The 18,232-nt window shown below is 71.5% G+C and carries 17 protein-coding genes; 8 read left to right on the plus strand and 9 right to left on the minus strand.

Translation table 11 applies throughout. The features are described 5' to 3' along the window. Positions 1 to 317 precede the first annotated feature (317 nt). The gene (locus ACZ7GX_RS16825) at positions 318 to 1,619 is read left to right on the plus strand and encodes a cation:proton antiporter (protein WP_498777529.1); all 1,302 of its coding nucleotides are present in this window, start codon (positions 318 to 320) and stop codon (positions 1,617 to 1,619) included. 14 nt (positions 1,620 to 1,633) lie between these two features. Here ACZ7GX_RS16825 and ACZ7GX_RS16830 read toward each other — a convergent pair whose 3' ends face one another. Continuing rightward, on the minus strand, positions 1,634 to 2,977 hold the full coding sequence (locus ACZ7GX_RS16830) for an MFS transporter (protein WP_498777870.1): 1,344 nt from the start codon (positions 2,975 to 2,977) through the stop codon (positions 1,634 to 1,636). Positions 2,978 to 3,046: 69 nt separating this feature from the next. On the opposite strand from ACZ7GX_RS16830, the gene ACZ7GX_RS16835 reads away from it, so the two are divergent. Then, the gene (locus tag ACZ7GX_RS16835) at positions 3,047 to 3,886 is read left to right on the plus strand and encodes a radical SAM/SPASM domain-containing protein (RefSeq protein WP_498777531.1); all 840 of its coding nucleotides are present in this window, start codon (positions 3,047 to 3,049) and stop codon (positions 3,884 to 3,886) included. On the opposite strand, the gene ACZ7GX_RS16840 is transcribed toward ACZ7GX_RS16835, so the two are convergent. Beyond that, positions 3,852 to 6,236: an ATP-binding protein gene (locus tag ACZ7GX_RS16840; RefSeq protein WP_498777533.1), complete on the minus strand. Its 2,385-nt coding sequence runs from the start codon at positions 6,234 to 6,236 to the stop codon at positions 3,852 to 3,854. The genes ACZ7GX_RS16835 and ACZ7GX_RS16840 overlap by 35 nt on opposite strands. Positions 6,237 to 6,362: 126 nt before the next feature. On the opposite strand from ACZ7GX_RS16840, the gene ACZ7GX_RS16845 reads away from it, so the two are divergent. From ACZ7GX_RS16845 to ACZ7GX_RS16855, 3 genes are read left to right on the plus strand one after another with little or no spacing between them, the layout of a single operon-like run. Beyond that, positions 6,363 to 7,022: a response regulator transcription factor gene (locus ACZ7GX_RS16845; protein ID WP_498777535.1), complete on the plus strand. Its 660-nt coding sequence runs from the start codon at positions 6,363 to 6,365 to the stop codon at positions 7,020 to 7,022. Next, positions 7,015 to 8,244, plus strand: a complete 1,230-nt coding sequence (locus ACZ7GX_RS16850; RefSeq protein WP_498777537.1) for a sensor histidine kinase — start codon at positions 7,015 to 7,017, stop codon at positions 8,242 to 8,244. The genes ACZ7GX_RS16845 and ACZ7GX_RS16850 overlap by 8 nt, the downstream gene beginning before the upstream one ends. A gap of 56 nt (positions 8,245 to 8,300) precedes the next feature. Next, complete coding sequence (locus ACZ7GX_RS16855; protein WP_498777539.1) at positions 8,301 to 9,587, plus strand: DUF2079 domain-containing protein; 1,287 nt, start codon at positions 8,301 to 8,303, stop codon at positions 9,585 to 9,587. Here the strand turns inward: ACZ7GX_RS16855 and pdxH are convergent. Further along, a complete protein-coding gene (gene pdxH, locus ACZ7GX_RS16860) occupies positions 9,584 to 10,240 on the minus strand; it encodes a pyridoxamine 5'-phosphate oxidase (RefSeq protein WP_498777541.1) in 657 nt (218 codons plus the stop codon). The genes ACZ7GX_RS16855 and pdxH overlap by 4 nt on opposite strands. 48 nt (positions 10,241 to 10,288) lie before the next feature. Next, positions 10,289 to 11,149, minus strand: a complete 861-nt coding sequence (locus ACZ7GX_RS16865) for an urease accessory protein UreD (RefSeq protein WP_498777543.1) — start codon at positions 11,147 to 11,149, stop codon at positions 10,289 to 10,291. A gap of 116 nt (positions 11,150 to 11,265) precedes the next feature. On the opposite strand from ACZ7GX_RS16865, the gene ACZ7GX_RS16870 reads away from it, so the two are divergent. Continuing rightward, entirely contained in the window at positions 11,266 to 11,742 is a 477-nt protein-coding gene (locus ACZ7GX_RS16870) for a DUF4232 domain-containing protein (protein ID WP_498777546.1), read from the plus strand. Here the strand turns inward: ACZ7GX_RS16870 and ureG are convergent. From ureG to ACZ7GX_RS16895, 5 genes are read right to left on the minus strand one after another with little or no spacing between them, the layout of a single operon-like run. Further along, on the minus strand, positions 11,712 to 12,392 hold the full coding sequence (ureG, locus tag ACZ7GX_RS16875) for an urease accessory protein UreG (protein WP_498777872.1): 681 nt from the start codon (positions 12,390 to 12,392) through the stop codon (positions 11,712 to 11,714). The genes ACZ7GX_RS16870 and ureG overlap by 31 nt on opposite strands. A gap of 4 nt (positions 12,393 to 12,396) precedes the next feature. Then, positions 12,397 to 13,047, minus strand: coding sequence for an urease accessory protein UreF (locus ACZ7GX_RS16880; RefSeq protein ID WP_498777548.1), 651 nt, complete (start codon positions 13,045 to 13,047; stop codon positions 12,397 to 12,399). Then, complete coding sequence (locus tag ACZ7GX_RS16885; protein ID WP_498777550.1) at positions 13,047 to 14,747, minus strand: urease subunit alpha; 1,701 nt, start codon at positions 14,745 to 14,747, stop codon at positions 13,047 to 13,049. The genes ACZ7GX_RS16880 and ACZ7GX_RS16885 overlap by 1 nt, the downstream gene beginning before the upstream one ends. Continuing rightward, positions 14,744 to 15,100 carry an urease subunit beta gene (locus ACZ7GX_RS16890; RefSeq protein ID WP_498777552.1) on the minus strand — a complete coding sequence of 119 codons (357 nt, stop codon included), beginning with the start codon at positions 15,098 to 15,100 and terminating at the stop codon, positions 14,744 to 14,746. The genes ACZ7GX_RS16885 and ACZ7GX_RS16890 overlap by 4 nt, the downstream gene beginning before the upstream one ends. A gap of 10 nt (positions 15,101 to 15,110) precedes the next feature. Next, positions 15,111 to 15,413 carry an urease subunit gamma gene (locus tag ACZ7GX_RS16895; RefSeq protein ID WP_498777554.1) on the minus strand — a complete coding sequence of 101 codons (303 nt, stop codon included), beginning with the start codon at positions 15,411 to 15,413 and terminating at the stop codon, positions 15,111 to 15,113. 185 nt (positions 15,414 to 15,598) lie between these two features. Here ACZ7GX_RS16895 and ACZ7GX_RS16900 point away from each other — a divergent pair, with 185 nt between their 5' ends. Further along, entirely contained in the window at positions 15,599 to 16,711 is a 1,113-nt protein-coding gene (locus ACZ7GX_RS16900; RefSeq protein WP_498777556.1) for a citrate synthase 2, read from the plus strand. Positions 16,712 to 16,861: 150 nt separating this feature from the next. After that, positions 16,862 to 17,995: a phosphoserine transaminase gene (gene serC / locus ACZ7GX_RS16905; protein ID WP_498777875.1), complete on the plus strand. Its 1,134-nt coding sequence runs from the start codon at positions 16,862 to 16,864 to the stop codon at positions 17,993 to 17,995. Positions 17,996 to 18,232 lie beyond the last annotated feature (237 nt).

The raw sequence follows: 18,232 nt of genomic DNA on the forward strand, positions 1-18,232 counted from the left end.
TCGAGAGCCATCCAACGGCAGAGGACTGATTGCCACACCCCACCAACCCGGGCGTCCGGAACATCGTGTCCCGGACGATCAAGAGCTTATGGAGGACTGAGGGCGTTCTCAGCATTTCCGCAGGTCAGAGGCATCATCTAGGGATGCCCAGGAGACCGTGGACCCACGCGCGGGCGCGCATCCCCAACACGCACAGGGGTTGGCGCCACCCGATGCGGGTAACTGGCTGAGTACTCGACCCGCTCGACCGCGAAACCCGCTCGACCGGGAACACGCTCGACCGGGAGAACCACGCGCCGACGAGAGGAACTCACCCGTTGGGTCCGACTGCGGTGGTCTACGCCAGTGTCGGCGTCGCGACCCTCCTGGCCGCGGTGCTGCCGCGGGTCCTGGGACGGGCGCCCGCCTCCATGCCGATGGTCTTCCTGGCCGCGGGCGCGCTCGCGTTCACGGTCATCGACCCGCTGCCCGATCCCGATCCGACCGAGCACGGCACGCTCACGGTGCACCTCACCGAGCTGTGCGTGATCATCTCGCTGATGGGCGCGGGCCTGGCGCTCAACCGGCCGGTCGGCCTGCGCCGGTGGTCGACGACCTGGCGGCTGCTCGGCATCACGATGCCCTTGTCGATGCTGGCCGTCGGCGCGCTCGGGTGGAGCGCGCTCGGCCTGGGCCTGGCCTCGTCGGTGCTGCTGGCGGCGGTGCTGGCGCCCACCGACCCCGTGCTCGCGAGCGAGGTGCAGGTCGCCGAGCCCGCGGAGAACCCCGACGACCCGGGCGAGGAGGAGGACGAGGCGCGCTTCGCGCTGACGTCCGAGGCGGGGCTGAACGACGGGCTGGCGTTCCCGTTCACCTACGCCGCCGTGGCCATCAGCGTCGTCGGCGCCGCGCCGGGCGCCTGGCTGCCGCAGTGGCTCGCCGTGGACGTGCTGTGGCGACTGGCGTGCGCGCTGCTCGTCGGCCTGCTCACCGGGTGGGGGTTGCGCAAGCTGTTCTTCGCCGCGCCGTCGAAGGATTTCCGGCTGGCGGAGCACGCGGAGGGCTTCGTCGCGCTGGCCGCCACGTTCCTGGCCTACGGCCTCACCGAGCTGGCCGAGGGGTACGGCTTCGTCGCGGTCTTCGTCTGCGCCTGCGCGATCAGGGCCGGCGAGCGGTCCCACGGCTACCACCGCGTCCTGCACCAGTACGTCGAGCAGGTCGAGCGGATGCTCACGGTGCTGATCATCTTCCTGCTGGGCGGCGCGGCGGTCACCGGCCTGCTGGCCGGCACCGGGTGGCGGGAGGTGCTGGTGGCACTGGTCTTCCTGCTGGTGGTGCGACCGGTGGCCGGCCTGGTCGGGCTGGCTCGGGGCAAGACGGGGCCCCGTGAGCGGGCCGTCATCTCGTTCTTCGGGGTGCGCGGCGTCGGATCGCTCTTCTACGTCGCCTACGCGCTCCAGTCCGGGGATTTCGCCGACCAGGACGCGATCTGGCGAGTGGTCGGCCTGGTGGTCATCGGCTCGATCGTGCTGCACGGCATCACGGCGACCCCGGCCATACTGCTGCTGGACCGCCTGAGGGTGCGCGCGGCGCGGGTACGGCACGGCGACCCGGGCCAGGCTCCGCGAACCCCGGTCTGACCGCGGTCAGCGGTTCACTTGGCGGCGTCCCCGGCAGCGACGCCCCCGGTGGCGACGTCCGCCGGGGCGAACCGGTAGCGCCTGATCGCCGGGATCGCCAGCACCGCCAGCACCGTCGCCACCACCACCAGGACCCCGCCCGACGCGGTGGCGCTGCCGGGACCGATCATGGCCCCCGTCGTCCCGTGCAGCAGGTCCGCCAACCGGGGACCGCCCGCCACCACCACGATGAACACGCCCTGCATCCGGCCGCGCATCTCGTCCGTGGCCGCCGACTGCAGGATCGCGCTGCGGAACACCATGCTGATCATGTCCGCCGCGCCGCCGATCGCCAGGAACACCACCGCGAGCCACAGGGCGTTCGACAGGCCGAACCCGATCATCGCCACGCCCCACGCCACGACCGCGAGCACGACACCCATGCCGTGCCGGGTCACGCGTGACGTCCAGCCGGACGTGAGGCCGCACAGCATCGCGCCCAACGGGATGGCGGCGAACAGCAGCCCCAGCGCCAACCCGCCACCCGCCGGGTCGCCGAACGTGTTCTCGGCCATCTCCGGGAACAGCGCCCGCGGCATGCCGAACACCATCGCGATGATGTCCAGCAGGAAGCTCGCGAGCAGGATCTTCTGCACGGCCAGGTAGCGGAACCCGTCGACCACGTCCCGCAGCCCGGCGCGCCGCGACGTGCCGCTCAACGGCGGCAGCGGCGGCAGCTTCCAGACCGCCCAGATCGTCAGCGTCAGCGCGACCGCGTCGACCAGGTACAACGTCGACAGGCCGACGACCGGCATCAACGCGCCCGCCAGCATGGGACCGAACACGCCGCCGAACATCATCACCGTCGAGCTCAACGCCGTGGCGGCCGGGATCTGCTCGGCGGGCACCAGCCGGGCGACGGAGGCGGTGCGGGCGGGGGCGTTCACGGCGAAGAACACCTGCTGCAGCCCGAGCAGGGTGATCACGAGCCAGACCGAGTCCACGTGCAGCGCGGCCTGCGCCCACAGCAGCACGGACGTCACCGCGACACCCGTGTTCGTGACGACGAGCAGCTTGCGCCGGTCCACCACGTCCGCGATCGCGCCGCCGTACAGCCCGAAGACCAACAACGGCACCAGGGCCACCCCGGCCGCCACACCCACCCAGCCCGACGACCCGGTGAGGTCGTACACCTGCTTGGGCACCGCCACCGCGGTCAACTGGCTGCCGACGGCCGTGACGATCGTCGAGAGCCACAACCGCCGGAACGCCACGATCCTCAGCGGTCGGGTGTCGATGGCGATCTTCCCCAGCACTCTCCGCACGGTCGTTAGCGTACGGCAACTAACAACTCCTTCACCGAGACCTGGAACACCCATCACTCGTTTGGGGCTTCTCAGCACGCTGGGCAGTGTCGACGCTGAGAGGACAACAGTGGGGGTGGGGCCGTGTTGCGCTGGCTGTCGCTCGAGTTGACCGGTCGTTGCCAACTCCGCTGCACGCACTGTTACGCCGACTCGTCGCCTCTGGGCACGAGCGGCACCATGACCACCGACGATTGGTCACGGGTGATCGACCAAGCCGCCGACCACGGCGTGGAGGAGGTTCAGTTCATCGGCGGCGAGCCGACCACGCATCCCGCGTTCGCCCGGCTCGTCGACCACGCGCTGTCCCGTGACCTGGCGGTCGAGGTCTACAGCAACCTGGTGCGCATCCGCGACGACCTATGGCGGCTGTTCGAACGCAACGGGGTCGCGCTTGCCACGTCCTACTACTCGGACCGCGCCATGGAACACGAGTCGATCACCGGCCGGACGGGCAGCCATGCCCAGACGCGCTCCAACATCACGCAGGCGGTCCGCCGGGGCATACCCATCCGCGTCGCGATCATCGAAGGGCATCACGGGCGGCGGACCCGGCAGACCCGCATCGAACTCGCCGGACTCGGAGTATCCGAGATCACCGTCCACCGCGTGCGCCGGATCGGCCGGGCCGGAGCGTACGGCCGCCCGGAGGTCGCCCAGCTGTGCGGACGATGCGGCTGGGACCGACTCGCGATCGGCGCGGACGGCGAGGTCTGGCCGTGCACCCTGGCCAGGTCCGCGTCACTCGGCGACGTCCGGAAGCGTTCTCTCGAATCCCTGCACAACGCTGCGCGGACGATCGCGGTCCGTCGCGTGTCGGGTGCAGGTGAAGGTGCCTGTGCACCGAGTGGTGAAACCGACTCGCCCGATCGGATTCCGATCCACGGAGCTACCGACCCAAAGCCGCTTCGACCTTCTCCCTGAGCGCCACCGTGAACTCGTCCGAGAACCCCGCGAGACAACTCAGCGACTCTTCTCGAACCGCGACAGCTTCCGCTCTTGAGTCACTCAGATTCAGCGCCTCGCCCAAGTGGCACAAAGCCAAGCCCAATTGCCACGTGTCACCGATCTCCCGGAAGACCGCCACGGCACGTCGGTGGAAGTCCACCGCCTCCTCGTGGCGCGCCAGTGCCTGGTAGACCTCTCCGGTCCCATCGAGGGCTTGAGCCTCGCGGCCGCGATCTCCCAGGGACCGATGGATGGTCACCGCCCGCTGGTACGACTCCAACGCACTGGCGGTATCACCTACAGACCCTTGGATCTTCCCCAGTTCCAACAGGACGTAACCCTCCAACAGGAAATTCTTCAACGTTCGGACGATGTCCAGCGCGGTTTCGATCGAGTCCAGGGCACGACGGAACTCCCCCATGGCGGATTGTGCTCTGGCGAGGACGATTAGAGCGATCGATTCTCCGTAGCGATCGCGGAGTTCCCGCCCGATGGCCACGGCTTCCTCGGCGACGGAAGCGGCCTCCGCGAAACGCCCTTGACCGATGTGGGCGTCAGCCAGGTTGTAGAGCGGGATCGCCATGCGCTGATGTTCACCGATTTCCCGGTAGATGACGCCGACCTGTCGGAAGACCTCGGCAGCTCTGTCGAACCGACGCTGGGCGAGGTGCGCGATCCCGAGGTTGGCGAGAGAAACTGCTTCGCCCTGCCGATCGCCCCGTTGGCGCCGGATGGCAAGGGCGGCTTCGTGTCGTTCAATCGCCTCGAGGGGGCGTTGCCGTCGGATCGCGATACCTCCGAGAGCGGACAGGACCGCTGCTTCGCCAGCCTTATCCTCCGCACGTCGAGCAGCGGCGAGCGCCACGTCCATCCCGCGCTCGTTCTCGCCCATCGAACTGTTCGCCGAACCGTATGCCTTGAAGACGACCGGCAGCTGCCACGCCAGCCGATCCATCCCCGCTCGCACTGCCGCGTTGGTCGCGGCCAGCAGGTTGTCGTACTCGCTCTCGTACCACCTGACAGCCTCGTCGTGATCGACGAAGGAGAGAACGGCTGCGGTCGATTCCAGCGGATCGAGCGGCAGTCGCCGGCTGTGCGTGTGCATGACCGCGTTGGCCGCCTCCGCGGTGTGCAGATACCACAGCACCAGCCGCCGCAAGCACGCTTGGCGAACATCCAGCGACTCGGCTGTGTTGACCTGATCAGTCGCGTAGGCGCGCAACAGATCGTGGAACTGGTAGCGATCAGGCGCTGTCTGCTCCAGCAGGTGGGCGCCGATGAGGGCGTCCAGCCGCCGTCGCGCGTCGGCGATCGGCACGTCGGCCAGGGCCGCGACCGCCTGTACGCCGAAATCAGCTCCAGGATGCAGGCCGAGCAGTCGGAAGAGCCGCGCGGCGGCCTCAGGCAGGGCACGGTAAGACCACGCGAAAACGGTGCGGACTGCGCCCGCTTCGTCGTCGTCCCCGGTGGACAATGCGTCCCACAGCCCGGATTCGTCGCGAAGATCCTGGATGAGGCTGTTCAACGGCATGTGCGGTCTGCTGGCGGCTCGTTCCGCGGCGATCCTCAGCGCCAGCGGCAACCGGGCGCACAACCTGGCGAGTTCGGCGATCTCCTCGCGGTCGTCGTCGGTGCGGTAGTCGGTCGTGACCGAGCGGATCAGCTCGACTGCCTCGGCTTCGGGCAACAATTCGAGAGTCAGCCTGCGGGCACCGTTGCGGGAAGTCAGGCCGGATAGCCGACTGCGACTGGTCACCACGACCAGGCTCTCCGCCGTGCCGGGCAACAGCGGACGGACTTGGGCGACCGTAGCGGCGTTGTCCAGCAGGATCAATATGCGCCGGCCGGCCAACAGCGAGCGGTACATCGCGGCTTTTGCTTCGAGGTCGGTCGGGATCGCGTCGGGGCGCACTTCCAGCACGCGCAGGAAGCGGTCGAGCGCCTGGTCCGGTGTTACCGGCTCACCAGGGTCGTAGCCCCTGAGGTTCACGTACAACTGGCCGTCGGGGAACTGGTGACGTGCGCGGTGCGCCCAGCGAACGGCCAGCGACGTCTTGCCGACACCCGCCGTGCCGGCGACCACCACCGCCGCCACCGCGTCGCGGTCGTCGCCGCGGAGCGCCAACAGGTCGCCGAGCATCCCCAGCTCACTCGACCGGTTGACGAATCCGCGGATGTCACCGGGGAGTTGCTGAGGTACCCGACTCATCTCCGACGCGGACTGGTGGAAGTGCACTCCACCGCTCACGTCCCGCGCCTGGAACACGTTGCCCGCCGACCCGGTGACCTCCGACCTGTTGTCGCTCGGGCCCGGCTCAACGCTCATGGTTCCTCCTGCGCGCGGGTGGCTCTCCAAAGAATGTCGAGTGTGTCGGTCGCTGACCACCTGCTACACACGAATGGCCACGGTCGAGTAGCGGAAAGGGGAGCGGCTGTCCGTAAGGTGCCGGGTGTGCGACTGCTCGTGGTCGAGGACGAGGTCCGGTTGGCCGAGTCCCTGAAGGCCGGGCTGGAGGCCGAGGGGTACGCGGTCGACCTCGCGTTCAGCGGGACGGACGGGTTGTGGATGGCGTCCCGGCACGCCTACTCCGCGATCGTGCTGGACATCCTGCTGCCCGGCCTGAACGGCTACCGCGTCTGCCGCCGGCTGCGCACGGCCGGCGACTCGACTCCGATCCTCATGCTCACCGCCAAGGACGGTGAGCTGGACGAGGCCGAGGCGCTGGACACCGGCGCCGACGACTTCCTCTCCAAGCCGTTCTCCTACGTGGTGTTCCTGGCCCGGTTGCGGGCGCTGATCCGGCGCGGCGGGTCGTCCCGGCCGAGCGTGCTGCGGGTCGGCGACGTCGAGCTGGACCTGGGCAGGCGGGAGTGCCGGTCGCGCGGCGCGCTGGTGCCGTTGTCGGTCAAGGAGTTCAGCGTCCTGTCGTTCCTGCTGTCGCGGCCGGGCGAGGTGGTGAGCAAGACCGAGCTGCTGGAGGGGTTGTGGGACTTCGCGGCCACCCCGGACCCGAACCTGGTCGAGGTCTACGTCAGCTCGATCAGGCGCAAGCTGGGCCGTGACGTCATCCGCACGGTCCGCGGCGCGGGGTACGTGGTCGCCGGTGGCTAGGTCCCCGACCGCGTGGCCGCCCATCGACAGGATCCGGATCGCGGTCGCCGCCGCCCTCGTCTCCGGCGCGCTGCTGGCCGCCGGCGCGGCGTGGCTGGTCGAGCAGATGGAACTGCAGGTCGAGCAGCAGATCGTCGACGCCGCCCGAGCACGCGCGGACGAGGGCGCCCACCGGCTGGCGAAGCTGCTCGTGACCACCGGCGACCTCGCGGCGGTGCGGTCGATGGGCACCGCCCTCGGGCCGTTCGAGGTGGTCGACCGGGACCACGAGGTGGTCGCGAGCTGCCCGCCGACGGAGCCCCCGATCAACCTCGGCAGCCTGTCAGGCCCATCACGGGTGCTGAGGCGGTACACCACCCAGGTCCGCGTGGACCCCGACCGGCACGACTGCGTCGCGCCCGACCTGTGGCGCGACGGCGACGTCATGGAGGTCCAGGTCGCCACGGTCACCACCGAGCTCTACGACGTCCGCGTGGCCGCGCCGATCGGCAACGCCGACCGGACCGCCGTGGAGGGTGTCCGGGACCTGCTGCGTACGTTGGTCCCGGCCACCGCGCTGCTGATCGGTGTGCTGGCGTGGCTCGCGACCACCACCGGCGACACGTTCCTCCGGCTCAACGCCGCGCTCGACCGGCAACGGCGGTTCACGTCCGACGCGTCGCACGAGTTGCGCACGCCGCTCGCCTCGGCCCGCACCCAGCTCGAAGTGCTGCTCGCCCACCCCGACCGGGTCGACTGGCGGCGCACCGCCGAGAACACCGTGCTGGACCTCGACCGGATGCAGGCCGTCGTCACCGACCTGCTGTCCCTGGCCCGCCTCGAAGGACCCCTCGATCGCCACCGGGTGGACCTGGCGGAGCTGGCCGGCGTGCCCGGACCGGTCGAGGTCATCGGCGACCGGCCGCAGCTGGAACGGATCCTGCGCAACCTCCTCGGCAACGCCGAACGGCACGCGTCCTCGCAGGTCACCGTCACCGTGACGGTGGAGGGCGACACGGCCGTGCTGCGCGTCGCGGACGACGGGCCGGGCATCCCCGGAGCCGACCGCGAACGGGTCTTCGAGCCGTTCGTGCGGCTGGACGAGGGCCGTGCGCGGGACGAGGGCGGCGCGGGCCTCGGGCTGGCCATCGTGCGCGAGGGCGTGCGCGCCCACGGCGGCACGGTCGAGGTCGAGGACAGCGACCGGGGCACGGTGATGGCGGTCCGGCTGCCCCTTGCCTGAAGGGTCCTTCAGGCGGCTTCAGCTCCGGTTCAGCGTGCTCGCCCGACGCTGCCGCCGTGCTCGACACCCGACCGCGGACCACCACCCGAACGCGGACCACCGTCCGACCGGCGTACGCCGTCGCGCTCGGCCTGGCCGTCCTCTACTCCGGCTACGCGCTCGCGCGGCACCACTCGTTCCAGACCACCGGGTTCGACCTGGGCATCTTCGAGCAGGCGGTGCGCTCCTACGCCGCCGGGCGGTGGCCGACGGCCGACCTGAAAGGCCCGGGCTTCCCGCTCCTCGGCGACCACTTCCACCCGGTCCTCGCCCTGCTCGCCCCGTTCTACGCGGTGGTCCCGCGCGCGGAGACGTTGCTGGTCGCGCAAGCCGTGCTGCTGGCCGTGTCGGCGATCCCGGTGACGAGGTTCGCGGTGGACCGGCTCGGTCGGCGCGGCGTCGTCGTCGGCGTGGCGTACGGGCTGTCGTGGGGCCTGCACAACACCGTGGCGTTCGACTTCCACGAGGTGGCCTTCGCCGTGCCCCTGCTGGCGTTCTCGCTGGAGGCCCTGGCCCGCGAGCGGTGGCGCCCGGCGGTCACCTGGGCCCTGCCGCTCGTCCTGGTCAAGGAGGACCTCGGCCTGACGGTCGCGGCGATCGGCCTCTACCTGGTGTGGCGCGGGGTCCGGCGTGGCTGGGCGGTGGCGGCGTTCGGGGTCGCGGCGTCCGCCGTGGTCGTGCTCGCGGTGCTGCCCGCGGTGAACCCGGCGGGCGGCTACCCGTACTGGGTGCGGACGGCGGAGACCGGCGGCCTGGGTTGGCTGCGCCTGCTCACCGCGGTCGCGCTGCTCGCGCCTACCGGCTTCCTCGCCGCCCGGTCGCCGCTGCTCGTGATCGCGCTGCCCACGCTGGCGTGGCGGTTCGCCTCCGGCAACCCGGCGTACTGGGGCATCGAGCACCACTACAGCGCCGTGCTGATGCCCGTGGTCTTCCTCGCGTTCCTGACCGCGAACCCGCGCCGGGTCTGGATCTGCGCGACGGTCACGGCCGCGTTCACGCTCGCCCTGCTCCTGCGACCCCCGCACCAGCCGACGTGGGACGAGGGCCGGCGCGCGACGGCCGCCGGAGTCCTGGCGATGATCCCGGACGACGCCCACGTCGCCGCGTCGAACCGCCTCGCACCGCACCTCACCGGCCGGTGCCGGGTGTCCTTGTTCCCGGCCGACGCCGAGTGGCTGGTCGTGTCCCGCCCGTCGCACTGGCCGACCACGCCCGACGAGGAGGACCGACTCGTGAAAAAGGCCTCCGCCACCCATCGAGTGGTGGCGGAGGCCGATCACGTCATCCTGTTGCGCCGCCGCTAGGGGGCGACCCGCTGCACTTCCCAGCCGTCGCGGCCGAGGCGGAAGCGGAGGCGGTCGTGCATCCGGTCGCGGCGGCCCTGCCAGAACTCGACCTCTTCGGGCCGGATGCGCCAGCCGCCCCAGTGCGGCGGCACGGGTACCCGGTCGGCGTCGGCGAACTGCCGCTCGACCTTGTTCAGCGCGCTCTCCAGAGTGGAGCGCCCGCTGACGACGCGGGACTGCGGCGAGGCCCAGGCGCCCAGCTGCGAGCCGCGCGGGCGGCTCTCCCAGTAGCTCGCGGTCTCGGCGGGCCCGACCTTCTCCACGGTGCCGCGCACGTGCGCCTGCCGCTGCATCGCGAACCACGGGAACGTGGCCGACGCGTACCGGGTGGCCATCAGGTCGTGGCTCTTCGTCGACGTGTAGTTGGTGAAGAACACCAGGCCGCGCTCGTCGAGGCCCTTGGCCAGCACGGTCCGCGAGGACGGGCGGCCCTCGGTGTCCGAGGTCGCCAACACCATCGCGTTCGGCTCCGGCAGGCCCGCGCCCGCCGCCTGGTCCAGCCACAGCTGCAACTGCTCGTGCCAACTCGCCGCGAGGTCGCTCTCCGTGAGCGAGCCTTGTTCGTAGGACACCCGCATCGACGGCAACGCGATGTTCGTCGTCTCCGACATCCCGACCTCCCGGAGCGTAGTTCGTCCTGGCCAAGGCACTTGTGGCGCCTAGCGGTCCAGCGACCGTACGGCTTTCCCGCCCGAGGCGAAACCGCCCGCACGGTGATGACCGCCACCCGATCCGTGACTTTCGGTGTGACCCTCGCCTCGGAATCGAGTACGAGATCGAGTCAGAACGTCGCTCGATCCGGGATGCCTGGCCCGTGCCTGGTCGAGCGCGCGTTCGACGGTCACGGCGTCGTCGGCCACGGCGGTGCCCAGACTTCCACCGCGTGCCAGCGGAACGAGCGACCACCACTGCTCCGAAACCGCTCCCGGCAGGTCGTCGCCCCAGCACAGCAGCTCGGTGCCGAACACCCGGCGGCCCGCCAGACCGGCCGGGCTCGCGTCCACTTCGGGCGTTCCCAATCGAGACGTCTGCTTGATCAGCGGCCCGTTCCGCCGGACGTCGAGCGTCGTGGTGAGCGAGCCCGGCCGTTCGTTCGACCGACCCAGCACGACCACGTCCCGCGCGCGCAGCCGAGCGCCTTCCCCCATCCGCGCGCGGAACACGGACTCGTGGCACGCACGCGCGGTGACGACCGTCGGCTCCGGCAGGTACGCCAACGACGCGCCGTCGGCCAGCTCCACGTCGACCAGCGCGCGGCTGCCGCCCCCGTGCCGACCGGGCAGCGCCAGCGTCGCGGCCACGCCGCGCAGCTCCAGCGACGCGCCCTCCTCGACCGTCACCCGCAATTCCAGGTCGTCACCGCCCAACGGGGCCGTGACCGCGCTGACCAGGTGCACGAGCGCCACCTCGTCGGCGCCGCGACGCGGCACCAGGCGCAGCGGCGCCATCGACCGCATCCCGCGCACGACGGTTCGCCCGTTCGGGTCGCGTGCCACGACCAGGTGAGCCCGCGCCCTCACCGGAGCAACCCCTGTGACCCCCGACACGTCACCAGGTCGGGTGGAACCGCCACCCGCGGATCTCGGGGGAGATCGTGATGAGGAGAGTTGTCGCAACAGCCGCTGTCATCGCGGCAATGGTGGTTATCGGCGGAACCGGGGGAACCGCGGTCGCACAGCGAGCCGAGGTCTCGACGTGCCGCTCGGCGGACCTGACCATCGGGTTCGGCCGCGTGGGAGGCGCGGCGGGCACCGTGTACCGGGAGGTCGTGTTCACCAACCGGGGGCTGCGCACGTGCGTGCTGCGGGGCTTCCCGGGTGTGTCCTATGTGGACGCCGACGGCGACCGGGTCGGCGCCGCCGCCGTGCGCGTCGGCGACCGCGGTCCGCTGCTCACCCTGCCGCACGGCGCGGCGGTCCGCTCGGACGTCGGCTTCGCCCAGGTCGACAACTTCGACCCGGACGTGTGCCGCAAGACGCCCGTGTGGGGCGTGCGCGTGTTCCCGCCGGACGAGACCGTGCCGCTGTACCTGCCGATGACCGACCAGCACGGCTGCGCGGGCGACGTCAGCCCGTTCGGCGATCAACTGACCGCCGCGAGCGTGCGGAGCTGAGCGCGCACCCAGTCGGCCACCGCGGGAGCGTCCGGTGTGTCCACAAGGGACTGCGCGATCACCGGTAGCGCGCCGCGCATCCGGTGGGCGTCGGCCGTCATGACACCGAGGTCGGCGCCCACCAGCGGCGCGAGGTCCGTCTTGTTGATCACCAGCAGGTCCGCGGTGGTCACGCCGGGGCCGCCCTTGCGCGGCACCTTGTCGCCGCCCGCCACGTCCACCACGAAGACCTGCCGGTCGACCAGGCCGCGGCTGAACACCGCGGTCAGGTTGTCGCCGCCGCTCTCGATGATCACCAGCTCCAGGCCGTGGATCCGCTGCTCCAGCAGCTCCACGGCGTCCAGGTTGGCCGTGATGTCGTCGCGGATCGCCGTGTGCGGGCACGCGCCCGTCTGCACGGCCTCGATCCGCTCGACGTCCAGCACGCCGGCCGCGCGCAGGAAGTCGGCGTCCTCGGTGGTGTAGATGTCGTTCGTCACCACGGCGAGGTTCACGCTGTCGCCCAGCGCCCGGCACAGCGCCGCGGTCAGCGCGGTCTTGCCGCTGCCGACCGGCCCGCCGATGCCCAGGCGCACGGCCCGGTGCCCGTGGTCGTGCGGGTGGTGCGGGTCGTGGCCCGCGTCGGTGGGGTCGAAGTTCACCGGGTGCACGTGGTCAGCTGACAAAGAGACGCACCTCTTCCGTGTGGTGGCGGTCATGGGCTTCGGCCAGCAGGTCCAGGCCGGGCGCGCTCGGGGCGGGCAGGTCCTCGGGCGGGGTGTCGGCGTGCCCGGCGGCCGTCGCGGCGATCGCGTCGATCTCGGGCGCCAACCGGGCCAGCACCGCGTTCACGGCGAACGGGTCGAGGCCGAGCAGCCGGATCGCGCCCGTCGCCGGACCCGTCACCGCGTGGTAGGCCACGGTCTGCGCCGCCTCGAACGGCTCGCCGACGAGCACGCCGACGATGACGGGGTGGTGCGGCCTCGGCGTGACCCGCAGCAGCTCGGCCAACGCCGCCGTCGGCCACGCCCGCCGGGCCGCACGCGCGATGCCGCGCCCCTGCACGCGTGAGGCGTTGCGCTGGGCGGGCGACGGCGTGCGGGCGTCGAGTTCGGCGTCCAGCTCCGCATAACGCCCGCGGCACGCGGCGGACGCGAACACCGCGCCCAACGCGCCCGCCGTCCGCAGCCGCCCGATCAGGAACGACGCCAACGACGCCTCGTCGGTCACCAACCGCCGCGCGACGGCCTCCTCCAGCCCGCCCGAGTGCACGTGGCCGCCGCCCGGGAACCGGGAGTCCGCGATCATCAGCGCCGCGAGGTTCATCAGAACAGGAAGTAGCGCTGGGCCATCGGCAGCTCCGCCACCGGCGCGGGCTCCACCAGCTCGCCGTCGATCCGCACGGCGAAGCTGTCCGGGTCCACCTTCACCGACGGCATCGCGTCGTTGAGCACCATGTCGGCCTTGGTGACGCCACGCGTGTTCCCCACCGCCACCAACGGCCGCGCCAACCGCAGCACGTCCGCCAGGTCCGCGTCGACCGCTTGCTGCGACACGAAGTGCACACTGCCGCGCGCCGCCGAGTGGGCGCCGAACATCGGCCGGGCGAAGACCGGCTGCGGGGTCGGGATGGACGCGTTCGCGTCGCCCATCGCCGCGTGCGCGATGAACCCGCCCTTAAGCACCACGGACGGCCGCACGCCGAAGAACTTCGGCTCCCACAGCACCAGGTCGGCCAGCTTGCCCACCTCCACCGACCCGACCTCGTGGTCGATGCCGTGCGCGATGGCCGGGTTGATCGTGTACTTGGCCACGTACCGCCGGGCGCGCAGGTTGTCCGCCAGCTCGCCGAACCGCCCGTGCATCACGTGCGCGGTCTGCCACGTCCGGATGATGACCTCGCCGACCCGGCCCATCGCCTGCGAGTCCGAGCTGATCATCGAGATCGCGCCCAGGTCGTGCAGCACGTCCTCGGCCGCGATCGTGGTCGGCCGGATGCGGCTCTCCGCGAACGCCAGGTCCTCGGGCACGGACCGGTTGAGGTGGTGGCACACCATCAGCATGTCCAGGTGCTCTTCCAGCGTGTTCACCGTGTGCGGGCGCGTGGGGTTGGTCGAGGACGGCAGCACGTTCGGCTCGGACACCACCTGGATGATGTCCGGCGCGTGCCCGCCGCCCGCGCCCTCGGAGTGGTAGGCGTTGATCGACCGGCCCGCGATGGCGGCCAGCGTCGACTCCACGAACCCGGCCTCGTTCAACGTGTCCGTGTGGATCGCCACCTGCACCCCGGACTCGTCGGCGACCCTCAGGCAGGCGTCGATCGCCGCCGGCGTCGTCCCCCAGTCCTCGTGCAGCTTGAACCCGCCCGCACCGCCGGCCAGCTGCTCGCGCAGCGCGTCCTCGCGGGTCGTGTTGCCCTTGCCGAGCAGCAGCACGTTCACCGGCAGGTGGTCCAGCGAGACGAGCATCCGGCCCAGGTTCCACGCGCCGGGCGTCACCGTCGTGGCCTTCGTGCCCTCCGCCGGGCCCGTGCCGCCACCGATCAACGTGGTCAGCCCCGAGGCGACGGCCACGTCCACGATCCCCGGCGTGATGAAGTGGACGTGGCAGTCGATGCCGCCGGCGGTGAGCACCTTCCCGTTGCCCGAGAGCACCTCGGTGGACGGCCCGATGACCAGCGCCGGGTCCACGCCGTCCATGGTGTCGGGGTTGCCCGCCTTGCCGATGCCGACGATCCGGCCGTCCCTGACCCCGACGTCGGCCTTCACCACGCCCCAGTGGTCGAGCACGACGGCGCCCGTGATGACGAGGTCCGGCGCGCCCTCCGCGCGGGTGGCCACGCCCTGGCCCATCGACTCGCGGATCACCTTCCCGCCGCCGAAGATCACCTCGTCGCCCGAGCCGCGCCGGCCCCTCGACCGGTCCTCGGTCACCTCGATGAAGATGTCGGTGTCGGCGAGCCGGATCCGGTCGCCGACCGTCGGCCCCAGCAGTTCCGCGTAGCGGCGGCGGCTGATCCCGGTCACCGGTCCGACTCCCCGGCGTCCGACTCCCGTGCGCCAGGCTCGCCGGCGTCCAGCTCCCCGGCCCACTCCGGCCGCAGCCCGGGCACGCGCCGCGCACCGGCCAGCGGCACCAGCACGACCTCGCGCTCGACACCCGGCTCGAACCGCACCGCCGTGCCCGCCGGCACGTCCAGCCGCTTGCCCCACGCGGCCTCCCGGTCGAACTCCAGGCCGGGGTTGACCGCCGCGAAGTGGTAGTGCGACCCGACCTGCACCGGGCGGTCCGCCGCGTTGACCACGACGAGCGTGGTGCGCGGCCGACCGGGGTTCAGCTCGACCGGCTCGTCGCCGGTGACGATCTCGCCAGGGACCACGGGCTGCTCCTCACACGATCGGGTCATGCACGGTCACGAGCTTGGTGCCGTCCGGGAAGGTCGCCTCGACCTGCACGGACTCGATCATCTCCGGGACGCCCTCCAGCACCTGCTCCCGGCTCAGCACGTGCCTGCCGCTGTCCATCAGCTCGCTGACCGTCCGGCCGTCGCGGGCGCCTTCGAGCACGTGCTCGGTGATGAGCGCGACCGCTTCCGGGTAGTTCAGGACCACCCCGCGTTCGAGCCTCCGGCGCGCGACGTCCGCCGCCACGTGGACCAGCAGCTTGTCCCGCTCGTGCGGTGTCAGGTGCATGGCCGGTGGTCTACCACGGGAAACACCGCCCACCGCCGAACCGAAACAAGGCGTTAACGATCACCCGTCTTCTGAATCGGTTCCTTGATCGTGACCGACGACACGCGCACCCGCGATTGCCCGCAGGTCGGAAGGGGAGCAAGGTTTCTCCAACTCTTTACTTCCGCCGAGAAGGAGCGCACAGCGTGGTGCAGACCGAGGACGACGGATTCCGGCCGGGTCTCGAGGGCGTGGTCGCCTTCCGCACCGAGATCGCCGAACCGGATCGCGACGGTGGCGCGCTGCGCTACCGCGGCGTGGACATCGAGGACCTGGCCGGCCACGTGACCTTCGGCAACGTGTGGGCGCTGCTGGTCGACGGCCGCTTCGGGCCCGGGCTGCCGCCCGCCGAGCCGTTCCCGATCCCCGTGCACACCGGCGACGTGCGGGTGGACGTGCAGGCCGCGCTGGCCATGGTCGCCCCGATCTGGGGCTACGAGCCGCTGCTGGACATCACCGACGAGCGGGCGCGCGAGCAGCTGGCCCGCGCCTCGGTCATGGCCCTGTCGTACGCGGCGCAGTCCGCGCGGGGCATCGGCCGGCCCGCCGTGCCGCAGCACCGCATCGACGAGTGCACGACGATCACCGAGCGCTTCCTCACCCGCTGGCGCGGCGAGCCCGACCCCGCGCACGTCAAGGCGCTGGACGCCTACTGGGTGTCGGCCGCCGAGCACGGCCTGAACGCCTCCACGTTCACCGCCCGCGTCATCGCCTCCACCGGCGCGGACGTCGCCGCGTCCATGTCCGGCGCCATCGGCGCCATGTCCGGCCCCCTGCACGGCGGCGCGCCCGCCCGCGTGCTGCCCATGATCGAAGAGGTCGAGCGCACCGGCGACGCCGAGGGCTACGTCAAGGGCATCCTCGACCGGGGCGAGCGCCTCATGGGCTTCGGCCACCGCGTCTACCGCGCGGAGGACCCCCGCGCCCGCGTGCTGCGGCGGACGTGCCGGGAGCTGGGCGCCACCCGCTACGAGGCCGCGAACGCCCTCGAACAGGCCGCCCTGGCCGAGCTGCGCGAACGCCGCCCGGACCGCGCCATCGAGACCAACGTCGAGTTCTGGGCGGCGGTGATCCTCGACTTCGCCCAGGTCCCGCCGCACATGATGCCCGCGATGTTCACCTGCGCCCGCACCGCCGGCTGGTCGGCGCACATCCTGGAGCAGAAGCGCACGGGCCGCCTCGTCCGCCCGTCCGCGAAGTACGTGGGCCCCGGCCCCCGCAAGCCGTCCGAGGTCGAGGGCTGGGCCGAGATCGCCTGACCCGGCCCACCGGAACTGGGGGTTTCCACCCCGCGTGGCGTGACCCGGGACACCCGGCTGTCACCGCCCGGCCACCCGGCTGCAACACTTAGGGCTCCCGGCAACGGCGCCGGTCGTGCCGACCCCCTCCCCGTGACCGGAGGCTTCGCGATGACCCAGACCGCCGACCCGACCTCGTTGGTCCTGCCCCCCGAACTGCTGCCGTCCGACGGCCGGTTCGGGTGCGGGCCCTCCAAGGTCCGTCCCGAGGCCCTGGCGGCGCTCGCGGCCGAGGGCGCCGCGCTGATGGGCACCTCCCACCGGCAGAAGCCGGTGAAGTCCCTGGTCGGCTCGGTCCGCGCCGGCCTGCGCGAGCTGTTCTCGCTGCCCGAGGGCTACGAGGTCGTCCTCGGCAACGGCGGCACCACCGCGTTCTGGGACGCCGCCGCGTTCGGCCTGGTGCGCGAGCGGGCCCAGCACTTCACCTACGGCGAGTTCTCCTCGAAGTTCGCCAAGGTCACCTCCGACGCGCCGTTCCTGGGCGACTCGATCGTGGTCAAGGCCGACCCGGGCAGCGCGCCCGAGATCGCCTACGCCGAGGGCGCCGACCTCGTCGGCTGGGCGCACAACGAGACCTCGACCGGCGTCGCGGTGCCCGTCTCCCGCCCCGCGGGCTCCGACGGCGCCCTGATCGCCATCGACGCCACCTCCGGCGCGGGCGGCCTGCCGGTCGACCCGGCGGACTTCGACGTCTACTACTTCGCGCCGCAGAAGTGCTTCGCCTCCGACGGCGGCCTGTGGATCTCCCTGATGTCGCCGGCCGCCCTGGAGCGCGTCGCCGAGATCGGCAAGTCGGGCCGCTGGGTGCCGGAGTTCCTCTCGCTGACCACGGCCCTGGACAACTCCACCAAGGACCAGACCTACAACACGCCGTCCCTGGCCACGTTGTTCCTGCTCAACGACCAGATCGAGTGGATCCTGAGCAACGGCGGCCTGAAGTGGGCCGTCGACCGCACCGCCGACTCGTCCTCGCGGCTGTACACGTGGGCCGAGTCGACCTCCTACACGACGCCGTACGTGGCCGACCCGGCCCACCGGTCCCAGGTCGTCGGCACCGTCGACTTCGACGACTCGGTGGACGCCTCCGTGGTGGCCAAGGTCCTGCGCGCGAACGGCATCGTGGACGTCGAGCCGTACCGCAAGCTGGGCCGCAACCAGCTCCGCGTCGCCATGTTCCCGGCCGTCGAGCCGACCGACGTGAGCACGCTGACGAAGGCCGTCGACTGGGTCGTCTCCAAGCTCTGACCCGGACCCACCTGTGGGGGTCGTCCCATCCGGGGCGGCCCCCACAGCCATGACCAGGCACTTCGGGAAGCCGCACCCACCGCCGGCGAGGTGAACCTTGTGCTAACGGAGGTGCGCGGGCCGCCGACATACGGCAAGATCACACGAAGATATCGGCGAACACGGCGAGTCTCCCCCGTCAAGGCGGCGCGCCGCATTAACGTGAGTACTCGGCGAGGTGAGCCATCCGGGAGGCCA

This window comes from Actinosynnema sp. NPDC037264, assembly GCF_055603705.1.

Bases quoted from the DNA above. Each gene is read 5' to 3' on its own strand.
- ACZ7GX_RS16830 (WP_498777870.1), bottom strand. From the start codon at position 2,977: ATGGGTGTTCCAGGTCTCGGTGAAGGAGTTGTTAGTTGCCGTACGCTA.
- ACZ7GX_RS16840 (WP_498777533.1), bottom strand. From the start codon at position 6,236: ATGAGCGTTGAGCCGGGCCCGAGCGACAACAGGTCGGAGGTCACCGGG.
- pdxH (WP_498777541.1), bottom strand. From the start codon at position 10,240: ATGTCGGAGACGACGAACATCGCGTTGCCGTCGATGCGGGTGTCCTAC.
- ACZ7GX_RS16870 (WP_498777546.1), top strand. From the start codon at position 11,266: ATGGTGGTTATCGGCGGAACCGGGGGAACCGCGGTCGCACAGCGAGCC.
- ACZ7GX_RS16880 (WP_498777548.1), bottom strand. From the start codon at position 13,047: ATGAACCTCGCGGCGCTGATGATCGCGGACTCCCGGTTCCCGGGCGGC.
- ACZ7GX_RS16895 (WP_498777554.1), bottom strand. From the start codon at position 15,413: ATGCACCTGACACCGCACGAGCGGGACAAGCTGCTGGTCCACGTGGCG.
- serC (WP_498777875.1), top strand. From the start codon at position 16,862: ATGACCCAGACCGCCGACCCGACCTCGTTGGTCCTGCCCCCCGAACTG.